Genomic DNA, 17673 nt, shown 5'->3' with positions numbered 1-17673 from the left:
AAACTTAACAGGCCTGTTAGGTTTTAATGCAAACCCGATGCATTTAGTCGGCCAGTTTTCCGGAGGCTTTCAGTGCTTTAATCGAATAGAGGTCGTAGCGGGTGTTAGGGCTGTTGATTTGCGCAGTCGGTTGAATGCCGGCGATGGTGGGGGCTTTGGCCGGACGTTTGACCACAACACGCAAGCGCGCGGTGTGAAGCGCCGCATCCAGCAAGCGTTCGCTGTCCAGATCCGGGCCAAGCAGGTGCTGCAAGACCTTCATCTCTTTTTTGGCGGAAGCGCTCTTTTTCTTTTCCGGATACATCGGGTCAAGATAAATGACGTCGACCTCGGGTTTCTGGCTGAGCAGATAATCCGCGGCATCGGCATTCACCAGGGAGAGGCGTTGAATAATGCCTTTAAGCTCTTGATCTTCGGGCGGGTTATCAGCGTTTTCAACCGGTTGTCGGGCTCGGTTGAGAGCGTCTTCCAACAGAGCGGCGACAATTGGCGAACGTTCCACCATGGTGACTTGGCACCCCAGAGTCGCAAATACAAAAGCGTCTCCGCCCATACCGGCGGTGGCGTCAAGCACGCTCGGGGCGTCGTAGCTGCCTAAGCCAATAGCGCGCGCCAAAGGTTGTCCCTTGCCTCCACCGAACTGGCGGCGGTGCTGCTTTTTGCCGCCGGTGAAATCAATGCTGACCGGACCGCTAAAAGCGCTGAAAAGTCCAAGCTTGGCGGGCGTGTCATCGGTTTGGTTTTTCTCACGATACCAGCTCAGTAGCAGGGTATTGTCCAAGGCTTTTTGTGCTGGCATGGTGGCGATCAGGGGGAGTTGCAGTCGCTCGCTTAAGACTTTGGCTTTATCAGGATAAATTTGGCTGCAGACGCTTAGTGACATGGCTATTTTCAGTTCCATCGGATGAAGCTAATAAGGTAAGCTTAACCCCTGGCAGGCAAGTGATTAAGATGGCTATTATAACCATTCTATACACGGGTGTTTATTTGTTGGTGAAGGCTTAGAAAAGAGCTATGGTGGTTTTTGATAATTTTATGCGCAACTCTGTTAAAGGCGCGGTCTAAATGTCTGTTTCGACAATAAACTAAAAATATGAATGTAAAAACTTTATTCAAACTTGTTTGTACAGGCCTGTTGGGTGTGTGGGGATTGTGGGCTTATGCGGCCGCGGCGAATCCGGTGGCCAATATCGAGAAGGCGCTACAAAACCTACCGCAATTGACGCAAATGAAAGAGGCGGGGTGGCTTCTGCTGGATGAGCAGGGGAGAACTTTACAGGCCCGGTCTGCGCAGCGCCTTCTGGTGCCGGCATCCACCACCAAGCTCGTGACCGCCTATCTGGCCTTGCGTCATTGGGGCGCGGAGCATCGATTTCATACCGACTTTTTTCTAGAGCAGACGAGCGAACGAAATCAGTTGGTGGTAAAAGGCTACGGCGATCCGTTTTTGACTTCGGAAGAGTTGCTTGAAGTCGCTAAACAGCTCAAACAAAAACTCTCCGAGTTGAGGATTCAACGGTTGGATGCCATCGCGCTGGATGCGAGTTATTTTTCAGAGGGTTTGGTGTTGCCGGGCACACAGCATAGCGACAACCCTTATGATGCCATTCCATCCGCGATTGCCGCCAATTTTAATACGGTGTTTTTGCAAAAAAAGAGTGGCCGGGTGGTGTCGGCGGAACCGCAAACCCCGTTGACGCCACTGGCCGAGCAATTAGGACGGTCGTTAATGGATCAGCCGCAGAGGGTGAATACCGGTGCGGACCCAAAAACGGCACAACGCTATTTTGCCGAGCTGTTGGCGGCGTTTCTGCGAGGGCAAGGGGTTGATATAGGTGAGGGGGTGCGTTGGCAAAGGCATAGGAATGCTGATGGCCTGATTTATCGTCATTACAATAGCCATACCCTGGCTCAGGTGGTTGAGCCGATGATGAAGTACTCGACTAATTTCATTGCCAATCAGTTGGTTCTGATGCTTGCTGCGGAGCGTTACGGCCCGCCTGCCGATGAAGACAAAGTGGTGCAGTTTTTTGCGAAAGAATTGAGTGGCCGTTTCGGTTGGCGGGACGCCTATTTGGAAGATGGCGCCGGCCTTTCCCGGAATAACCGTTTGAGTCCGCAATATCTGGTTGAGGTGCTCGAGGCGTTTCGCCCTTGGAGGCATCTGCTGCCAGAAGTGGAAATGTATGTCTACGCCAAGTCCGGTTCACTGATCGGTGTGAGTACCCTGGCGGGTTACATTGAAAGGGAGCAGGAATGGCTGCCGTTTGCCGTGATGATGAACGAGCCGATTCCTTATTATCATTTCCGCAACCGCATCGCTGCAGAATTGAGTCAGGCTTTGCGCTAGCGCTTGATGATTGTTAAGTTAGGCGTAAGTACTGATGTTCTGACCTAAACTGCCAACGGGGGTGCTGTTCGCTGTCGCAACCGGTTGAGGTAGGGCGGTGATTAAGCTTAAAGCATTGTTGGTTTGCGTATCAATCGCTTTTTTTAACATTCCCACCTGAACTTGTTCTTGGGTATTGGCCTGTTGTTGCATGACCGCAGCTGATACGGCGGCATTTGCTGAGATTTCCATTGGTATACCTTAATGATTATTTAGCGAGAAGTGAAGGTATTTCTACTATATCCTGATATCGGCCGGCTTTTTGAATGCTTTAGTCACTTTTTGGCTTTTGTGAGTGAAAAGGTGATGTCAGGGGTCTCCCCATTTTTCTAAACCGGCTGTAGAAGTATATAACAATAATGGACTTTTTTCGGTCTTTGCAGTATTGTACGCCCACGCAAAAGCGGATCGGACAATCGCGGAAGGCTTGCCTTCGGAGGAAAGTCCGGGCACCGCAGAGCGGGATGCCAGCTAACGGCTGGGCGGCGTGAGCCGACGGAAAGTGCAGCAGAAAATATACCGCCGATGGCGCGTTCGCGCGTACAGGTAAGGTTGAAATGGTGTGGTAAGAGCGCACCGCGTTTTTGGTAACAAAAACGGCATGGTAAACCCCATCCGGTGCAAGATCAAATAGGAAAACAGGTCGCTGGTTCGCCAGTGCGCTGCGTGGCTCGCGCAGGTTTTCGGGTAGATCGCTTGAGGAGGGCAGTGATGCTTTTCCCAGATGAATGATTGTCACTTTCTGAACTTCAGGAAGTACAGAACCCGGCTTATAGATCCGCTTTTGCTTTTTTCTCCCGACTTTTTCTCTTCGTTTTTATTTTAAATTTCCCTGAGTGTTTTTTTCTTTTTTGCCAAAATGTTGCTCAAAAATTCATTTTTTTAAAATTTTAGGGATTTTGCCCCACATTTTCGTTTGATAAGTGTTTCTCCGCATTTTTTTGCATCTATATTGTGCTTTATTTTTTTAATTACACTATATGTGGTACTGCATTCTTTCTTCTGGTTTTGTGCTTTTCTTTTGTTTTTTATACAAGTTCTTGTGGCATTTAGTTAAAAAATAACTTTGTTTTAGTGTTGTAACCAGTTGAAATATAGGTGTTATTACCAGTTGCTAATATGCGTATTTGGTTATCTGGGTGTGTCGCTAAGTTGTTGTCCTGTAATGGAAATTTCTTAAAAGCTACGCTTGCAAGGGGTTGACAGTGGTGAGCAAGATCAATATAGTGGCGTTAAGTGGGGAAAGGTGGTGAAAAGTGGGTTTTTAAAATGCTGTTCTTTCGTGGAATCAACTCAATCAATATTGACGCTAAGGGGCGTTTGGCGGTCCCTAAGCGTTATCGTGAGTCGATTTCAGAAGCCAGCGACAATCAACTGGTTGCCACCATTGATCTGCATAGCCCCTGTTTGTTGATTTATACCCTGGATGAGTGGGAAGTGATTGAGCGTAAATTGATGTCACTCCCCAATGTCGATCCTCAGGCACGACTTTATCAGCGTTTGCTGTTGGGGCACGCTTCTGAGATGGAGATGGATGCGCAGGGTCGAGTTTTGCTGCCAAGCCTGCTGCGAGAGCATGCCCAGTTAGAGAAGTCGGCAATTTTACTCGGGCAGGGGAATAAGTTTGAACTCTGGTCGCAGGAGGCCTGGGATGCCAGTCGACCAGAGATGTTGGATAGCGCACTGTCAGGCGAAGTGTCCGAGTCACTGGCGAATTTGAGTTTGTAATCTGGAAAACGGATAGCTTATGGAAGAGAGTCAGTCGATTCACTATTCGGTGTTGCTCAATGAATCGATTGAGGCGCTCAACATTAAGCCGGATGGCATTTATATAGATGGCACTTTCGGACGAGGCGGACACAGTCGCGTTATTTTGCAAAAGCTTGGCCCTCAAGGACGTTTGATCGGAATTGATCAAGATCCGCAGGCAGTGGAGTACGCTAAAACGCATTTTGACGATCCGAGATTTGAAATTCAGCACGGCAGCTTCGAAAAAGTTCAGGAATACTGCGAAGCGCGCGGCCTGCTTGGAAAGGTTGACGGCCTGTTGCTCGATTTGGGCGTCTCCTCTCCGCAATTGGATGAGGCGGAACGCGGATTCAGTTTTATGCGCTCGGGACCATTGGATATGCGCATGAACCCCGAAGAGGGGGTAAGCGCCAAAGAGTGGTTGAAACAGGTGGATGAGAAAACCCTCGCCAAGGTGTTGAAACAGTATGGTGAAGAGCGATTCGCCGGACGTATTGCCCGAGTCATTAAAGAGGCCAGTGAAAAAGATCAGCTACACACTACTTTGGACCTGGCAGAGGTGGTCAAAAAGGTCGCTCCCAAAACCGAAAAAAATAAACACCCGGCTACGCGAACGTTTCAGGCGATTCGAATTGCGGTGAATCGCGAGCTGGATGTATTGAAGAATGTGCTTCAGGCCGCCGTGGAAATTCTGGCGCCGGAAGGACGTTTGGCGGTGATCAGCTTTCACTCGTTGGAGGATCGCATCGTCAAACAATTTATCCGGGATCAGTCGACGATTCGCGACCTGTTTCCGGATTCACCGATACAGTTGGAGGTAATTGAACCGGTTTTGAAAAAAATTGGTAAGCCGATCTTTCCAACGGAGGAGGAGTGTCGGTTAAACAGTCGCTCGCGCAGCGCGGTCTTGCGGATTGCCGAGCGATTGAAATAAGAATTTAAAAGGTTTGTGTCGTTTATTCGGTGCAAGAAACGAGTTGTACTTATCATGCTGATTAAGGGGAATCGTCGTCATGAAATTTGTTGGTAAAGAAACTACGCCAGTCCGGACACCTGGCATGCCTGTGATTAAAGTCATCGGCCTCGGAGGCGGCGGCGGTAACGCTGTCGATTATATGGTGCGCTCAAATGTCGAAGGCGTTGAGTTTATGTGTGCTAACACGGATGCGCAAGCTTTGGCAAACTCTTCCGTTTCCACCCGAATTCAACTGGGTGCCGGAGGGTTGGGAGCCGGTGCAGATCCAGAACGTGGTGCAGAAGCCGCACGCGAAGATATCGATCAGGTGAAAGAGCAGCTTCGAGATGCTGACATGGTTTTCATTACCGCAGGGATGGGCGGTGGTACCGGTACCGGTTCCGCTCCGATTGTGGCGCAAGCCGCGCGTGAAATGGGGATTTTGACAGTGGGCGTGGTCAGCCGTCCATTCAGCTTTGAACGTCGTCAAAAAATTGCGGACTCAGGCATTGAGGCGTTGGCTGAGCATGTTGATTCTCTGATTACTGTCCCTAATGACAAACTATTAAAAGTATTGGGGCGTGATTTTGTATTGGCCAAAGCCTTCGATTATGCCAATGAAGTGCTGCACGGTGCTGTTCAGGGGATTTCCGAGCTGGTCACGCGTCCAGGTATGATCAACGTTGACTTTGAAGATTTGCGTACCGTGATGACTGAGCGCGGCATGGCCATGATGGGGGTCGGCCACGCAACCGGTGAAGACCGTGCAGTCAAAGCAGCAGAAAAAGCGATTGCAAACCCGCTGTTGGAAGATATTTCGGTTTCAGGTGCCCGTGGATTGTTGGTCAATATTACCAGTGGTTTGGACTTTACTCTGGGTGAATTCAATGAGGTTGGTGATGTCATCGATCAGGTTGCGGCCAGTGATGCGAAAGTGATCATCGGGACGTCCATTGACGAAACCATGCAGGATGAGATCCGTGTGACTGTTGTGGCGACCGGGTTGGAAGAAGCAGGCGAAGTGGCGAAAAAACCGGAAATGGTCAAGCCGAACTTGACCGCGGTTCAAGCGAACAAAGAGAGTGCTGAAACGACAGTTCAAGCTGAGCAGAAAACGCCGGTAGCGGAATCTCAGCCCTTGAAACACACGGTTAAAATGGAAGCGGCTGTAGAGGCGCCAAAAGAGCCTGAGGTTGAACGTCCTAAGATGGTTGCAAACGGCGGAGTCACAGGTGGTTTGCCGAATTCAAACTACTTGGATATCCCGGCTTTTTTGCGTCGTCAGGCCGACTAAACTGACCAGGCCTGTTTAAACTTGTCCGAGTTTAACAGGCGGTCAATGACAGTGTAGTCACTGATGTTAAGAAGATTCCCTAGACCCACCCACTTATTCTCCTTTAAGTGGCGTGGGTTTTTTCTTTTGGTCTTAGTGGTCATGTTGATGTTGACTCTATTGGCCATTATTCAGGTTCAGCACCAGATTCGTCATACCGAAACACGCTACTATTTGGCTTTGCAAGAGACGATTAAAGCCAAAGAGGAGTGGGGACGCTTGATGCTCGAAAAAACCCATCTGAGTGCACCGGCAAGGATTGAGCATATTGCCCATAGCAAGCTGAAAATGACACTGAATATGAGTCAGGATAACGGTAATTTACAAACTCTGTATATTCCAAAACCATTGGAGCAAGCGGAACCTTAATGAAATTTCGCCGGGATAGAGTCGTATTTGCACTCATTATTGTCGGGTTTGTGGCGGTATTGTCCAGGGCCTTTTATGTTCAGGTGTTGCAATCCTCTTTTTTGCAGGAGGAGGGGAGCAAGCGCCAAGTACGTACTCTGGATATTCCGGCTCCTAGGGGGGTGATTTATGACCGCAACGGCGATCTGCTTGCTTTGAGCACCCCCATGGCCTCTGTCTGGGTTGATGCCAAGGTGTTTTACGGTTACCAGCAAAACTATGCGCAATTTCTTCGGGTGCTAGGTATCAGTGAAACTGAGTTAATGACCTTGGCGCACGCCCAGCAGCATAAACGTTTAAGTTTTATCCGCCAGGAGCCTGATCCGCAGGTCGTTAAGGCGATTGAAGAGCTTGAATTGCCGGGTATTTACCTTAAAAAAGTTGATTTAAGCTTCCACCCCAAGCGAGAAGACGGACGCAGTGCGCAAACCATAACGGTCAACTCACAGTCGCCATCCATCTGGGTGGATATGGAGCAGCTCAATGGGGTTCAGCAGGCTTATGCGAAACTGGCAAAGTTGTTGAATACCTCCCGGGATAAGGTTAAACGTAAAATCGAGCGTGCGTCAGAACGCCGTTTTGTTTATTTGCAGCGATCCTTGGAGCCTTATGTTGCCCAGCAGATAGAAGCGTTGGATTTGTATGGGGTGTATATCCAGGATGAGTATAAACGCTACTATCCTGCGGGTGAGATTGCTGGCCATCTGATTGGTTTTACCAATATCGACGATCAGGGGCAAGAGGGACTGGAGTTGGCTTATAATGACTGGCTGAAGGGCAAGGCCGGACAGAAACAGGTGATTAAAGACCGGGCCGGACGGGTGATTGATTTTGTCAAGGATGTCAGACCCGCCAAGCCGGGGTCGGATATTACCCTGAGTATTGATAAACAGATTCAGTTTTTTGCTTACCGCGCACTCAAATCAGTGATGATCGAACATCAGGCAGAATCCGCAAGTGCCGTAGTGCTCGATGCGAAAACCGGTGAGGTTCTGGCGATGGTGAGTCTGCCGGGATATAACCCGAATGATCGAACACAGCTGAAGGGCCGCGCCATCCGCAATCGGGTCATTACCGATCTGATCGAGCCGGGTTCAACCGTGAAACCGTTTATTGTCGCCAAGGCACTGGATGTGGGGGCGATTACCTTAGATGAAAAGATCGATACGTCTCCAGGTGCGATCCGCGTGCAAGGATACCGGATTACCGATACGCATAACCATGGCGTGTTAACTCCGGAAGAGGTGATTCAAAAGTCGAGCAACGTTGGTGCGTCAAAAATTGCATTGAAGATGTCGGCAGAGCAGGAATGGGAGCTTTGGAAAGCGGTGGGATTCAGCCGTGACAGCGGACTCTATCTACCAGGGGAGGCGAGTGGTTATTTAAAACCCGTCGCCCAATGGCAGCCATTGGATCAGGTGTCCGCGTCCTACGGTTACGGGTTTAATATTAATCTGCTGAATCTGGCACACGCTTATCTATTGTTTGCCAACCAAGGCGAAATGATGCCACTGAGCCTGTTTAAACTGGATCAACCGCCTGAGAAAACCCGGGTAGTGGGTGCGCAAGCCACGGAAGCCACATTGAGAATGATGGAGAAAGTGGTCGCACCGGGCGGGACGGCGCCTAAAGCGCAGATTCCAGGCTATCGCGTGGCCGGCAAAACGGGAACGGTGCACAAAACCAAGCAGGGCGGGTATGAGCAGAATGAATATGTTTCGCTGTTTGCCGGCGTGGTCCCGGTCTCCGACCCTGATATGGTGATGGTGGTGGCCATTAACGAACCCAGTCGCGGAGTCTATTACGGTGGGTCGGTGGCCGCGCCGGTGTTTAAAGAAGTCATGCAGCATGCTTTGCGTCTGAGGAATGTCCCTCATGATCAGAATATGGAAGAGCGTTAATGACCGAACTAAATGCGAAAAGCGCGCTAAAGAGCATTTGCCAGATCATTGCCTTTTTGGAAGGTGAAGTACTGGAGATCTCTGGCGAGGTGTCCGATGAGGACGGGATATCCGATCTGGCCTTGGATTCCCGGCAGCTGACGCAGCAGAGTGCCTTTTTGGCGATACAGGGCGCACAAGGGCATGGCCTCGATTATTTGCCTCAGGCGCTTCAAGCCGGCGCTAAACTCGTCATCAGTGATCGTGCTTTAACTCAAACCGAACAGGCCTGGTTGGCTTCTGCCGAATCGCCTCCCGAATTGCATGTAACCTCAGAATTATCCACTCAATTGGCCTCGCTGGCAGATTGGTTTTACGACAGCCCCAGTCAGCGGATTAAGGTCATCGGTATTACCGGAACCAACGGCAAAACCTCGACTGCACATTATGTGGCGCAACTGCTGTTGGCCTTGGGGCAAAGGCCGGCGCTCATAGGTACTTTGGGAAACGGGCTGCTTCAATCAGACAAATATGGGGGCTTGGAGCCAAGTGCGAATACGACGCCCGATGTGGTCAGTGTGCACCGCTTGCTGCATCAATTCGCTGACATGGGAGCCAACTGGGTGGTGATGGAAGTCTCCTCGCATGCCTTAGAGTTGGGACGAATCGAGCAGGTGCGCTTCGAATGCGTCGCTTTGACTCAAGTCACTCGAGATCATTTGGATTTTCACCCCAGCGAAACCCACTATCGTCTAGCAAAAGCAAAGCTGTTTACGGATTACAGCAGCCGGGTTCAGGTGCTGAATCGTGACGATGCACTGGGTCGTGAGTTGGCGAAGACATCCGTAAATGCATTGGTGTACGGTATAGATACCCATTCGTCAGCCGGCATAGAGTGCCGGCCAGGTGAGCTTCTGTGTACCCAATATGACTTGGTTGCGTCAGGCATTCGATTGGCTTTGCATTATGCGCAGGCTGAATGCGATACCCAAATTTATCTGATGGGCCGATTTTCCTTAGAGAATGTCCTGTGTGCAAGTAGCATTTTGCTCGCATGCGGATTTGATTGGGCGGCTTGCTGCCATAGCTTGCCTAACCTGAAGGCGGTCAATGGCCGTATGGAGGTGGTGCATGCTCAGCCAACCGTGATTGTGGACTTTGCCCATACGGCCGATGCGCTGTATAAGGTGTTGCAGTCGGTAAAAACGCACACCGTAGAGACGCAAGTTCATTCAACTGAGCAGGCCTCCCCTGGAGGGGGAGCGCTATGGGTCGTGTTTGGCTGTGGTGGCGACCGGGATCGCGGTAAACGTCCGCTTATGGCTCAAAGTGCCGAAGCCATGGCTGACCGGGTGGTGCTCACGAGCGACAATCCTAGACACGAAGACCCTCAGCAGATTTTTACCGATACGCTGGCAGGCTTTAAAGCACCGCATAAGGTAAAGGTGATTGAAGACCGCAAAGTGGCGATTGAGTGGGTGTTGCAGCAGGCCAAGCCCAAGGACTTGGTTGTTGTCGCTGGAAAGGGCCATGAGGCCTATCAGCAAATCGGTGATCAGAAATATCCATTCAGTGACCAACAAACGGTGCTGAATTGGTTTGCGGCTCAGAAAGAGCGTGTATGAGCGGTTCGAACAAGACTCAAGCGGACAGTGAGTTAGCCCCGCAGGAATTAGTAGATTGCTTACAGCAGCAACTGGTGAAATCTTCATTGTGGCCCATACAAGGAATAGCAGAATTGGAACAGCAGCTTCAAAATCCCATTAATGAACGTCACGATCCTTTTTTTTGGCTGTTGGAGGAGCTGGCCCAAGCGGTGGATGGCGATCTCATAGGACCGCTCTCGGAGTCGTCAACGCCCTTTACCAGCGTCAGTACCGATACTCGAACGCTTGAACCCGGCGCGTTATATGTCGCTTTGGTAGGCGAACGTTTTGACGGACATGAATTTATCGAAGAGGCGATCCGTCAAGGTGCGGCGGCGGTATTGGTGTCGCAACCGGTCGAGACCATTGTTCCCGGGGTGCTGGTTGAAGATACGCGATTAGCACTGGGGGTCTTTGCCCGTTGGCACCGACGGCAGATGCCGGTTAACACCGTCGTGGGAATTACCGGCAGTAATGGTAAAACGACCTGCAAGGCCCTGCTGCAATCCATTTTTTCGAACGTCGGCCTTACGTTGGCCACGCAAGGCAATTTAAATAACGATTACGGTGTGCCGCGAACATTGCTGGAGTTGCGGCCGCAACATCAGTTTGCCGTGATTGAAATGGGCGCCAACCATTGCGGTGAGATCGCTTATTTGACCCAGCTGGTGGAGCCGGATGTGGCGCTTCTGACCAACGCTTCGGGTGCGCATTTGGAAGGGTTTGGTTCCTTGCAGGGGGTGATTGACACCAAGGGTGAGCTGTTTATCGGCCTGAATCGATACCACGGCAACGGTTGGGCCATTTTAAACGCCGATTCGGTGGGGTTTGAACAGTGGCAGGCCTCCTTAAGTGATTTGGGCGTGGAAAACTACCTGACGTTTGGCGAGCAAAATCCTGCTGATATTCAGGTGCAAGGTTTTTCCAGCAACGGTGAACAGATTGAATTCGATTTGTCGGTGAAAGGTGAGCGGCAAACCGTTACAATGCCGATGCTGGGCAGACATAATGCCGTCAATGCCGCTGGGTGTACCGCGGCGGCCTTGGCGGCCGGGTTGAGCTGGGCGGAGATTATGCCGGGTCTGGTGAATTTCAGTGGCGTCGGCGGACGCCTGCAACGCACCCGTTTGGCAAATGGGGGGTGGCTGATTGATGACAGCTATAACGCCAATCCGCAGTCGGTGCGTGCTGCGATTGAGGCCTTATCTGCTCTGCCGGGGAAAACCGCACTTTGTCTTGGGGCGATGGCGGAATTAGGGGATTCGGTGACTGACGCGCATGAGGAGATTGCAGCCTATGCCCGTGAGAGAGGCGTCGATCGCCTTTATGTTTACGGAGAGGCGGCGCAAACCATGCCGAGTGTCTTCGGCGAAATGGGACAATGGTTTGATGATCACGACGCCTTGGCAGACGCGGTACAGCGCGCTTTAGCGCTGGCCCAAATCGACCACGTGTTGGTCAAAGGATCGCGCAGCGCACATATGGAAAAGGTGGTTGAACGGCTGACGAAGGGTGAGTTCAACCAGGCCTGTTGAATTTTTAGAGTAAATGAAACAACACTAAGTGGACACTAAAAGGGAACATTGAACGCATGTTAATTTATTTAACCGAATACCTACAGCAATATATTTCCGGTTTTGGTGTCTTCAGTTACATCACCATGCGTGCAATTATGAGTGTCCTCACCGCATTGGTGATCTCGTTCCTGGTCGGTCCGGCCATGATCCGCTGGTTGACGCGTTTAAAGGTCGGGCAAAGCATTCGCCTGGACGGTCCACAGACGCATTTAGTGAAATCAGGAACTCCCACCATGGGCGGAACCCTGATTCTGTTTTCGATTTCTCTATCGGTGATTCTATGGGGCGATCTCACCAACCATTATTTAGCGGTGGTGACCTTGTCCATGCTCGGATTTGGTGTTATTGGCTTTATCGATGATTATAAGAAGGTCGTGTACAAAGATCCAAACGGTATGCGTGCGCGCACCAAGTATTTATGGCAGTCGATCATCGGTTTTGCGACCGCTTACGCGCTTTTTTCCCTGGCAAGCGTGCCGGCAGAAACCCAGTTGCTGATCCCGTATATGAAAGATACGGTGATTGAACTAGGGGCTTGGACCTTGCTTTTGAGTTATCTGGTGATTGTCGGGACCTCTAATGCCGTGAATTTGACCGACGGTTTGGACGGTCTGGCGATTATGCCCACGGTGATGATCTCTGCGGCCTTGGGAGTGTTTGCCTATCTTTCCGGTCACGTCTATTTTGCCGACTATTTGAATATTCCGTACATTCCCGGGGTGGGGGAAATGACCATTCTGGCTTCGGCACTGGTCGGCGCCGGGCTCGGTTTTCTGTGGTTTAATGCCCATCCGGCTCAAGTGTTTATGGGGGATGTGGGTTCGCTGGCCATCGGTGCGGCACTGGGCGGTATGGCCATTGCCGTTAAGCAGGAGTTGGTGCTGTTTGTAATGGGCGGAATCTTTGTTGCAGAAACCCTTTCTGTGATCCTGCAGGTGGGCTCTTTTAAGCTACGTGGCAAACGTATCTTTTTAATGGCACCGCTACATCATCATTTTGAGCAGAAGGGGTGGCATGAATCCCAGGTGATTGTGCGCTTCTGGATTATTACGATTATTTTGGTATTGATTGGCTTAGCGAGTCTGAAGATTCGCTAGGCAAAAAATAAAACAAGTATATTAACAGTAGGCTGTTGGAACAGGAACATAGAACAAAATGTATTTAGTGGCAGGCTTAGGCATTACCGGTCAATCGGTTTTAAGATATTTTAAGGCTCATGGAGAGTCTTGCTTTGCATACGATACCCGTGAAGAGCTGGATGTTTCGGCGTTAGCTGCACAATTTCCTCAGGTGGAGTTTGCTACCGGGCACCTGCCTACTTCCTGGATCAGTCAGTTTGATACGGTTGTATTGAGTCCCGGGATTGCCCAGTCCGAGCCTTGGGTAGCGAATTTGCTAAAAATCGGCAAACAGGTGATTGGCGATATCGAATTGTTTGCCCGTTCCGTCAGTGTGCCGGTGATCGGTATTACCGGCTCCAACGGCAAGAGTTCGGTTACGACTATGACGGGCTTGGCTTTGCAGGAAGCAGGTTATCAAGTCGCCATGGGCGGCAATTTGGGCGAACCGGCACTGGATCTGTTGATGGACGAAAACGATTACGATGTGTATGTATTGGAACTGTCGAGCTTTCAGTTGGAAACCACCTATTCGCTGCAAACCATTTCCTCGGCCGTGTTAAATATTTCCGAAGACCATATGGATCGTTATGACGGGCTGGAAGATTATATTCAGGCCAAGACCAAAGTTTTTGAAAATACCGAGTTAGCGGTATTGCCGGAGAGTTTCAGTGAGGTCGGAATGATTCATCACTGTCCGGTTGTCCATTTTGGAATCAATCCGAGTTTCAATCATACTGAGAATGATTATGTTCTGGAAAACCTCAACGGGCAGGCCTGGTTGGTTCAGGGGCAACGCAAGTTGGTGAAAGTATCCGATATGGCACTGCAGGGCAAGCACCACCTGTTAAATGCTTTGGCGATGATGGCGTTGTGCCAACCGTTTAAGGTGCCTGAGACCTGCTTTCAAAAAATACTGGCTGAGTTTACAGGCCTGCCGCACCGCACCCAACTGGTGGTGCGTTTTAATCACGTCGAGTGGATTAACGATTCTAAAGGGACGAATGTCGGCGCTACCCTGACAGCGATCGAAAGCACGGGGGAGCAGGCCAAGCATCAAGGCGGCAAAGTGATTCTGATTGCCGGTGGTGTGGGGAAAGATGCCGATTTCAGTCCTCTGCAACCGGCGGTACACCAGTACTGCCGTGACGTCATTCTGTTCGGTCGCGATCAGGATAAAATTGCTGCGGTACTGCCGCACGAGGCTCTGGAGAAGGTGGAAACGCTCTGTGAAGCGGTTAAGCTCGCCGGGCGGAAGGCGCAGAGTGGTGACATCGTGTTGTTTTCACCGGCGTGTGCCAGTTTTGACCAGTTTGCCAACTATGTGGAACGCGGGGAGGCGTTCGAACGTTATGTAGGCGATTGGATTTGTGATCAGGAGCAGGGAACCGCATGCTGAGCCAATGGGCATATTGGCGTGAACGCAGTCAGCAGTGGCCGGTAGATTACTGGTTATTGGGGCTGGTAGTTACCCTGGTCATGATAGGATTGATGATGGTCGCTTCCAGCTCGATTGCCATCAGCGAAAAACGCTTTGACGACAGTACCCATTATGTTTTGCGGCAGTTCATTTCTTTGGGACTGGGACTGGTGGCCGCTTATATTGTCTTTCAAATTCCGCTCTCCTTTTGGGAAAAAAACCGCGGTAAGCTGTTTCTGTTGGCCCTGTTTTTACTGGTGTTAGTGCTGATTTTCGGTCGCGAAATCAACGGCAGTAAACGCTGGCTACCGTTGCTCGTCATGAATTTCCAACCTTCTGAATTTATGAAACTGGTCATAGTGGTGTTTATGGCCGGGTATCTCAATCGTCATGCCTCTGCGGTAAAAGAGAGTTTTGAGGCTGTGATCCGTTTGGCGTTACCCTTTGGGGTAATGGCGGTTCTACTGTTAATGGAACCGGACTACGGCAGTACCTTTGTGATTGCGGTGGTGATTACCGGTATGTTGCTGATTGCCGGTGCTCCGTGGCGTTATTTTGTCTTGACGGTTTTGCCGATGGCTTCCCTGTTAGCGGTGTTAGTGGTGATCTCACCTTACCGTATGGCACGGGTGAGCAGTTTCCTGGATCCATGGCAGGACCCTTTTGGAAGCGGCTACCAGTTGACTCAGGCTTTGATCGCTTTAGGGCGAGGCGAGTGGGCCGGGGTGGGGCTGGGCGGCAGCGTGCAAAAACTGCTGTATTTGCCGGATGCACACACCGACTTCCTGTTTTCGATATACGGTGAAGAGTTCGGATTTATCGGCATTTTGCTGTTGGTCGTGTTGTATTTGTTGTTGCTGCAACGGTTGTTTCGTATTGGGCGTAAAGCGCTGGAGAGCGATAAGTTCTTTGGGGGCATGGTCGCTTACGGGATCGGTATCTGGATTATTTTGCAGGCGATGATTAATATGGGCGTCAATTTGGGGGCCTTTCCGACTAAGGGCTTGACCCTGCCGTTTATGAGTTATGGTGGCAGCAGTATGCTGTTATTGATCATTGCGATTACATTGGTATTTCGGGTGGATTTTGAAACACGTAGCGGGATTCCCGAAGGCAGTGGCAAGGTGGCCGATAAGCAACCCCGTTCAGAACCCCGTGCAGAATAAAGATGGAGGTCGATTTGCAGCAAGCATCCCTGCAAAACATGTCACAACAAGCGTCGCAGAAACCCTTAAAAGTGGTGATTATGGCCGGTGGGACCGGTGGGCATGTCTTTCCGGGGATTGCCATTGCTCATGCCTTGCAGGATCAAGGTGTCGATGTCAGCTGGCTGGGTACCGCTGGCGGCATGGAGGCCGATTGGGTTGAGAAAGCGGGCTTGGCGTTTAACGCGATTTCGATTAAGGGCTTACGCGGCAATGGATTGTTAGGCTGGTTCAAAGCACCGTTTAATGTCACCCGAGCCTGGTGGCAAGCGTTTAAAATCCTGCGAGGGCAACGTCCGAATCTGGTTTTAGGGATGGGCGGTTTTGTCTGCGGTCCAGGCGGTTTGGCCGCGAAATCACTGGGGATTACCTTGGTGATCCACGAACAGAATGCGATTCCGGGGATGACCAATAAGTGGTTGGCGCCTTTGGCCACCAAAGTCATTACCGCTTTTCCACAGCAGGTTTGGTCAGACGCTAAGGTGGAGACATTAGGGAATCCGGTACGCAGCGGGTTGGAAACCCTCGACGTTATCACGGCTAATGAAAATGAAGCCTCGCAACCGTGTCGTCTTTTGGTTCTGGGGGGGAGTCGCGGCGCTCTGGCTTTGAATGAAACCTTGCCGAAAGCTTTGGCTCTAATGCCGCCGGAAATACGCCCTGATGTTTGGCACCAAACCGGCGTTAAAACCTTGGAAACGGCGCAGCAAGCCTATTCTCAGCAGGCCGGTTTGGAACAGAGTCGGATCAGGGTGGTTCCCTTTATTGAAGATATGCAGCAGGCGTATGGTTGGGCGGACATGCTGCTATGCCGCTCAGGAGCTCTGACGGTCAGTGAACTGATGGCTACGGCACGCCCGGCAATCATGGTGCCTTATCCGCATGCGGTAGATGATCATCAGACTGCCAATGCGCAGGCCCTGGTCGTTTTGCAGGGGGGCGAAGTCATTCAGCAGTCAGAATTGACTCCAGAACGCTTATCGGAGGCGCTGATCGCCTGGTGTAGTGATTCCCATAGACGTGCCGAAGCTTCTCGGAAGATCCGTGCGGGCGCTCCCAAACAGGCAACGGAAAAAATTGTGGCGCTGTTACTGAAATTGATGCGTTAAGCGCGTCATTTAAGCCATAGTAAGAGGACCTTATGCAGACACTTATCGGTGAAAATGGTTATAAAGGGCTTAAAGGCAAGCGAGTTTTAATTACCGGTGCTTCCAGCGGGATCGGTGCCGGCATGGCTCGTGTCTTGGCTCGAGAGGGCGCGCGTTTGGTGTTGCACTATAATCGCAATGCCGAAGGGATTGAGCGGACGATGCAGAGTTTGCGCGACTATGATGGCCAAGCACAAATGCTGCGGTGTGACTTCCGACAACTCGATCGACTGGAATCCTTTTTTAAACAGGCCTGGTCGATTTATGAAGGCTTGGACGCTTTAGTCAATAATGCCGGTATTGTCACCAAAACCACCGCTCTTAACGATCCTTTCGGTGAACAGTTTTCTGACACCTTGAAAGTGAATTTGCAGGCCCCATATCAGTTGAGCACGGCCTTTGCCCAGGCCTGTATCTCCGCTGGGCAGAGCGGTGCGATCGTCAATAATACCAGCATTCACGGGCAGGCAACTTGTGAGTGGTTTTCCGCTTATGCGGCCTCTAAAGCCGGCTTGGATGCGATGACAAAAGTTCAAGCGGTGGAGTGGGGACGTCATGGTATCAGAGTCAACGGATTAGCGCCCGGAGTCGTCCCGGTTGAACGGACACAAACCATTTTGTCCGAAGCGAAAATGCAGCAAAAATGGCACGATCAAATGCCCTTAGGACGCTATGGCACCACCGAAGAGATGGGGGAGGCGACGGCGTTTCTGCTGTCTGATGCCTGTAACTGGATGACCGGATCAATCTTAACGATGGATGGAGGGTTAATTGCACGCGGCAATTATCCTGGACGTGAGTAAAAAAGCGGTTTTTTTTGCCGCTTTTTATGTTTAATCAATGTG

The 17673-nt window shown here is 50.9% G+C and carries 15 protein-coding genes and 1 other RNA gene; 14 read left to right on the top strand and 2 right to left on the bottom strand.

From position 1 onward, the window contains the following. Positions 1 to 43: 43 nt before the first annotated feature. Positions 44 to 901, bottom strand: a complete 858-nt coding sequence (locus QCB44_RS07350) for a class I SAM-dependent methyltransferase (RefSeq protein WP_279409047.1) — start codon at positions 899 to 901, stop codon at positions 44 to 46. A gap of 192 nt (positions 902 to 1093) precedes the next feature. Here QCB44_RS07350 and QCB44_RS07345 point away from each other — a divergent pair, with 192 nt between their 5' ends. Next, positions 1094 to 2350 carry a D-alanyl-D-alanine carboxypeptidase gene (locus QCB44_RS07345; protein ID WP_279409046.1) on the top strand — a complete coding sequence of 419 codons (1257 nt, stop codon included), beginning with the start codon at positions 1094 to 1096 and terminating at the stop codon, positions 2348 to 2350. An 18-nt stretch (positions 2351 to 2368) separates the two neighbouring features. On the opposite strand, the gene QCB44_RS07340 is transcribed toward QCB44_RS07345, so the two are convergent. Continuing rightward, positions 2369 to 2581 carry a putative motility protein gene (locus QCB44_RS07340; protein ID WP_279409043.1) on the bottom strand — a complete coding sequence of 71 codons (213 nt, stop codon included), beginning with the start codon at positions 2579 to 2581 and terminating at the stop codon, positions 2369 to 2371. Positions 2582 to 2789: 208 nt separating this feature from the next. On the opposite strand from QCB44_RS07340, the gene rnpB reads away from it, so the two are divergent. From rnpB to QCB44_RS07275, 13 genes are all read left to right on the top strand, one after another. After that, positions 2790 to 3178, top strand: an RNA gene (gene rnpB / locus QCB44_RS07335) — RNase P RNA component class A. A 480-nt stretch (positions 3179 to 3658) separates the two neighbouring features. Further along, positions 3659 to 4117, top strand: coding sequence for a division/cell wall cluster transcriptional repressor MraZ (mraZ, locus tag QCB44_RS07330; protein ID WP_279409041.1), 459 nt, complete (start codon positions 3659 to 3661; stop codon positions 4115 to 4117). A 19-nt stretch (positions 4118 to 4136) separates the two neighbouring features. Next, entirely contained in the window at positions 4137 to 5072 is a 936-nt protein-coding gene (gene rsmH, locus QCB44_RS07325; RefSeq protein WP_279409039.1) for a 16S rRNA (cytosine(1402)-N(4))-methyltransferase RsmH, read from the top strand. Between the two features lie 79 nt (positions 5073 to 5151). Continuing rightward, entirely contained in the window at positions 5152 to 6387 is a 1236-nt protein-coding gene (gene ftsZ, locus QCB44_RS07320; protein WP_279409037.1) for a cell division protein FtsZ, read from the top strand. A 63-nt stretch (positions 6388 to 6450) separates the two neighbouring features. Beyond that, a complete protein-coding gene (gene ftsL, locus QCB44_RS07315; protein WP_279409035.1) occupies positions 6451 to 6795 on the top strand; it encodes a cell division protein FtsL in 345 nt (114 codons plus the stop codon). Continuing rightward, entirely contained in the window at positions 6795 to 8735 is a 1941-nt protein-coding gene (locus QCB44_RS07310; protein ID WP_279409033.1) for a penicillin-binding protein 2, read from the top strand. Before ftsL ends, QCB44_RS07310 begins: the two co-directional genes overlap by 1 nt. Further along, complete coding sequence (locus QCB44_RS07305; protein WP_279409032.1) at positions 8735 to 10339, top strand: UDP-N-acetylmuramoyl-L-alanyl-D-glutamate--2,6-diaminopimelate ligase; 1605 nt, start codon at positions 8735 to 8737, stop codon at positions 10337 to 10339. The genes QCB44_RS07310 and QCB44_RS07305 overlap by 1 nt, the downstream gene beginning before the upstream one ends. Beyond that, the gene (gene murF / locus QCB44_RS07300) at positions 10336 to 11895 is read left to right on the top strand and encodes a UDP-N-acetylmuramoyl-tripeptide--D-alanyl-D-alanine ligase (RefSeq protein WP_279409031.1); all 1560 of its coding nucleotides are present in this window, start codon (positions 10336 to 10338) and stop codon (positions 11893 to 11895) included. The genes QCB44_RS07305 and murF overlap by 4 nt, the downstream gene beginning before the upstream one ends. 56 nt (positions 11896 to 11951) lie before the next feature. Further along, complete coding sequence (gene mraY / locus QCB44_RS07295; RefSeq protein ID WP_279409029.1) at positions 11952 to 13034, top strand: phospho-N-acetylmuramoyl-pentapeptide-transferase; 1083 nt, start codon at positions 11952 to 11954, stop codon at positions 13032 to 13034. A gap of 58 nt (positions 13035 to 13092) precedes the next feature. Beyond that, positions 13093 to 14454 carry a UDP-N-acetylmuramoyl-L-alanine--D-glutamate ligase gene (gene murD, locus QCB44_RS07290; RefSeq protein WP_279409028.1) on the top strand — a complete coding sequence of 454 codons (1362 nt, stop codon included), beginning with the start codon at positions 13093 to 13095 and terminating at the stop codon, positions 14452 to 14454. Beyond that, the gene (ftsW, locus tag QCB44_RS07285; RefSeq protein ID WP_279409026.1) at positions 14448 to 15641 is read left to right on the top strand and encodes a putative lipid II flippase FtsW; all 1194 of its coding nucleotides are present in this window, start codon (positions 14448 to 14450) and stop codon (positions 15639 to 15641) included. The genes murD and ftsW overlap by 7 nt, the downstream gene beginning before the upstream one ends. 14 nt (positions 15642 to 15655) lie before the next feature. Further along, positions 15656 to 16789, top strand: coding sequence for an undecaprenyldiphospho-muramoylpentapeptide beta-N-acetylglucosaminyltransferase (gene murG, locus QCB44_RS07280; protein ID WP_279409023.1), 1134 nt, complete (start codon positions 15656 to 15658; stop codon positions 16787 to 16789). A 32-nt stretch (positions 16790 to 16821) separates the two neighbouring features. Further along, positions 16822 to 17631, top strand: a complete 810-nt coding sequence (locus QCB44_RS07275) for an SDR family NAD(P)-dependent oxidoreductase (RefSeq protein ID WP_279409021.1) — start codon at positions 16822 to 16824, stop codon at positions 17629 to 17631. Positions 17632 to 17673 lie beyond the last annotated feature (42 nt).

Source organism: Thiomicrorhabdus sp. zzn3, assembly GCF_029767755.1.
In the GTDB taxonomy this organism is placed as follows: Bacteria; Pseudomonadota; Gammaproteobacteria; order Thiomicrospirales; family Thiomicrospiraceae; genus Thiomicrorhabdus.
The sequence above is the reverse complement of the archived record's forward strand: the minus strand, read 5'-3'. Positions and strand labels throughout refer to the sequence as shown.

Coding starts and splice junctions, on each gene's coding strand:
- QCB44_RS07350 (WP_279409047.1), bottom strand. CDS start 901: ATGGAACTGAAAATAGCCATGTCACTAAGCGTCTGCAGCCAAATTTAT.
- ftsL (WP_279409035.1), top strand. CDS start 6,451: ATGTTAAGAAGATTCCCTAGACCCACCCACTTATTCTCCTTTAAGTGG.
- ftsW (WP_279409026.1), top strand. CDS start 14,448: ATGCTGAGCCAATGGGCATATTGGCGTGAACGCAGTCAGCAGTGGCCG.
- mraZ (WP_279409041.1), top strand. CDS start 3,659: ATGCTGTTCTTTCGTGGAATCAACTCAATCAATATTGACGCTAAGGGG.
- murF (WP_279409031.1), top strand. CDS start 10,336: ATGAGCGGTTCGAACAAGACTCAAGCGGACAGTGAGTTAGCCCCGCAG.
- QCB44_RS07310 (WP_279409033.1), top strand. CDS start 6,795: ATGAAATTTCGCCGGGATAGAGTCGTATTTGCACTCATTATTGTCGGG.
- mraY (WP_279409029.1), top strand. CDS start 11,952: ATGTTAATTTATTTAACCGAATACCTACAGCAATATATTTCCGGTTTT.
- murD (WP_279409028.1), top strand. CDS start 13,093: ATGTATTTAGTGGCAGGCTTAGGCATTACCGGTCAATCGGTTTTAAGA.
- QCB44_RS07305 (WP_279409032.1), top strand. CDS start 8,735: ATGACCGAACTAAATGCGAAAAGCGCGCTAAAGAGCATTTGCCAGATC.
- ftsZ (WP_279409037.1), top strand. CDS start 5,152: ATGAAATTTGTTGGTAAAGAAACTACGCCAGTCCGGACACCTGGCATG.
- rsmH (WP_279409039.1), top strand. CDS start 4,137: ATGGAAGAGAGTCAGTCGATTCACTATTCGGTGTTGCTCAATGAATCG.
- QCB44_RS07275 (WP_279409021.1), top strand. CDS start 16,822: ATGCAGACACTTATCGGTGAAAATGGTTATAAAGGGCTTAAAGGCAAG.
- QCB44_RS07340 (WP_279409043.1), bottom strand. CDS start 2,581: ATGGAAATCTCAGCAAATGCCGCCGTATCAGCTGCGGTCATGCAACAA.
- QCB44_RS07345 (WP_279409046.1), top strand. CDS start 1,094: ATGAATGTAAAAACTTTATTCAAACTTGTTTGTACAGGCCTGTTGGGT.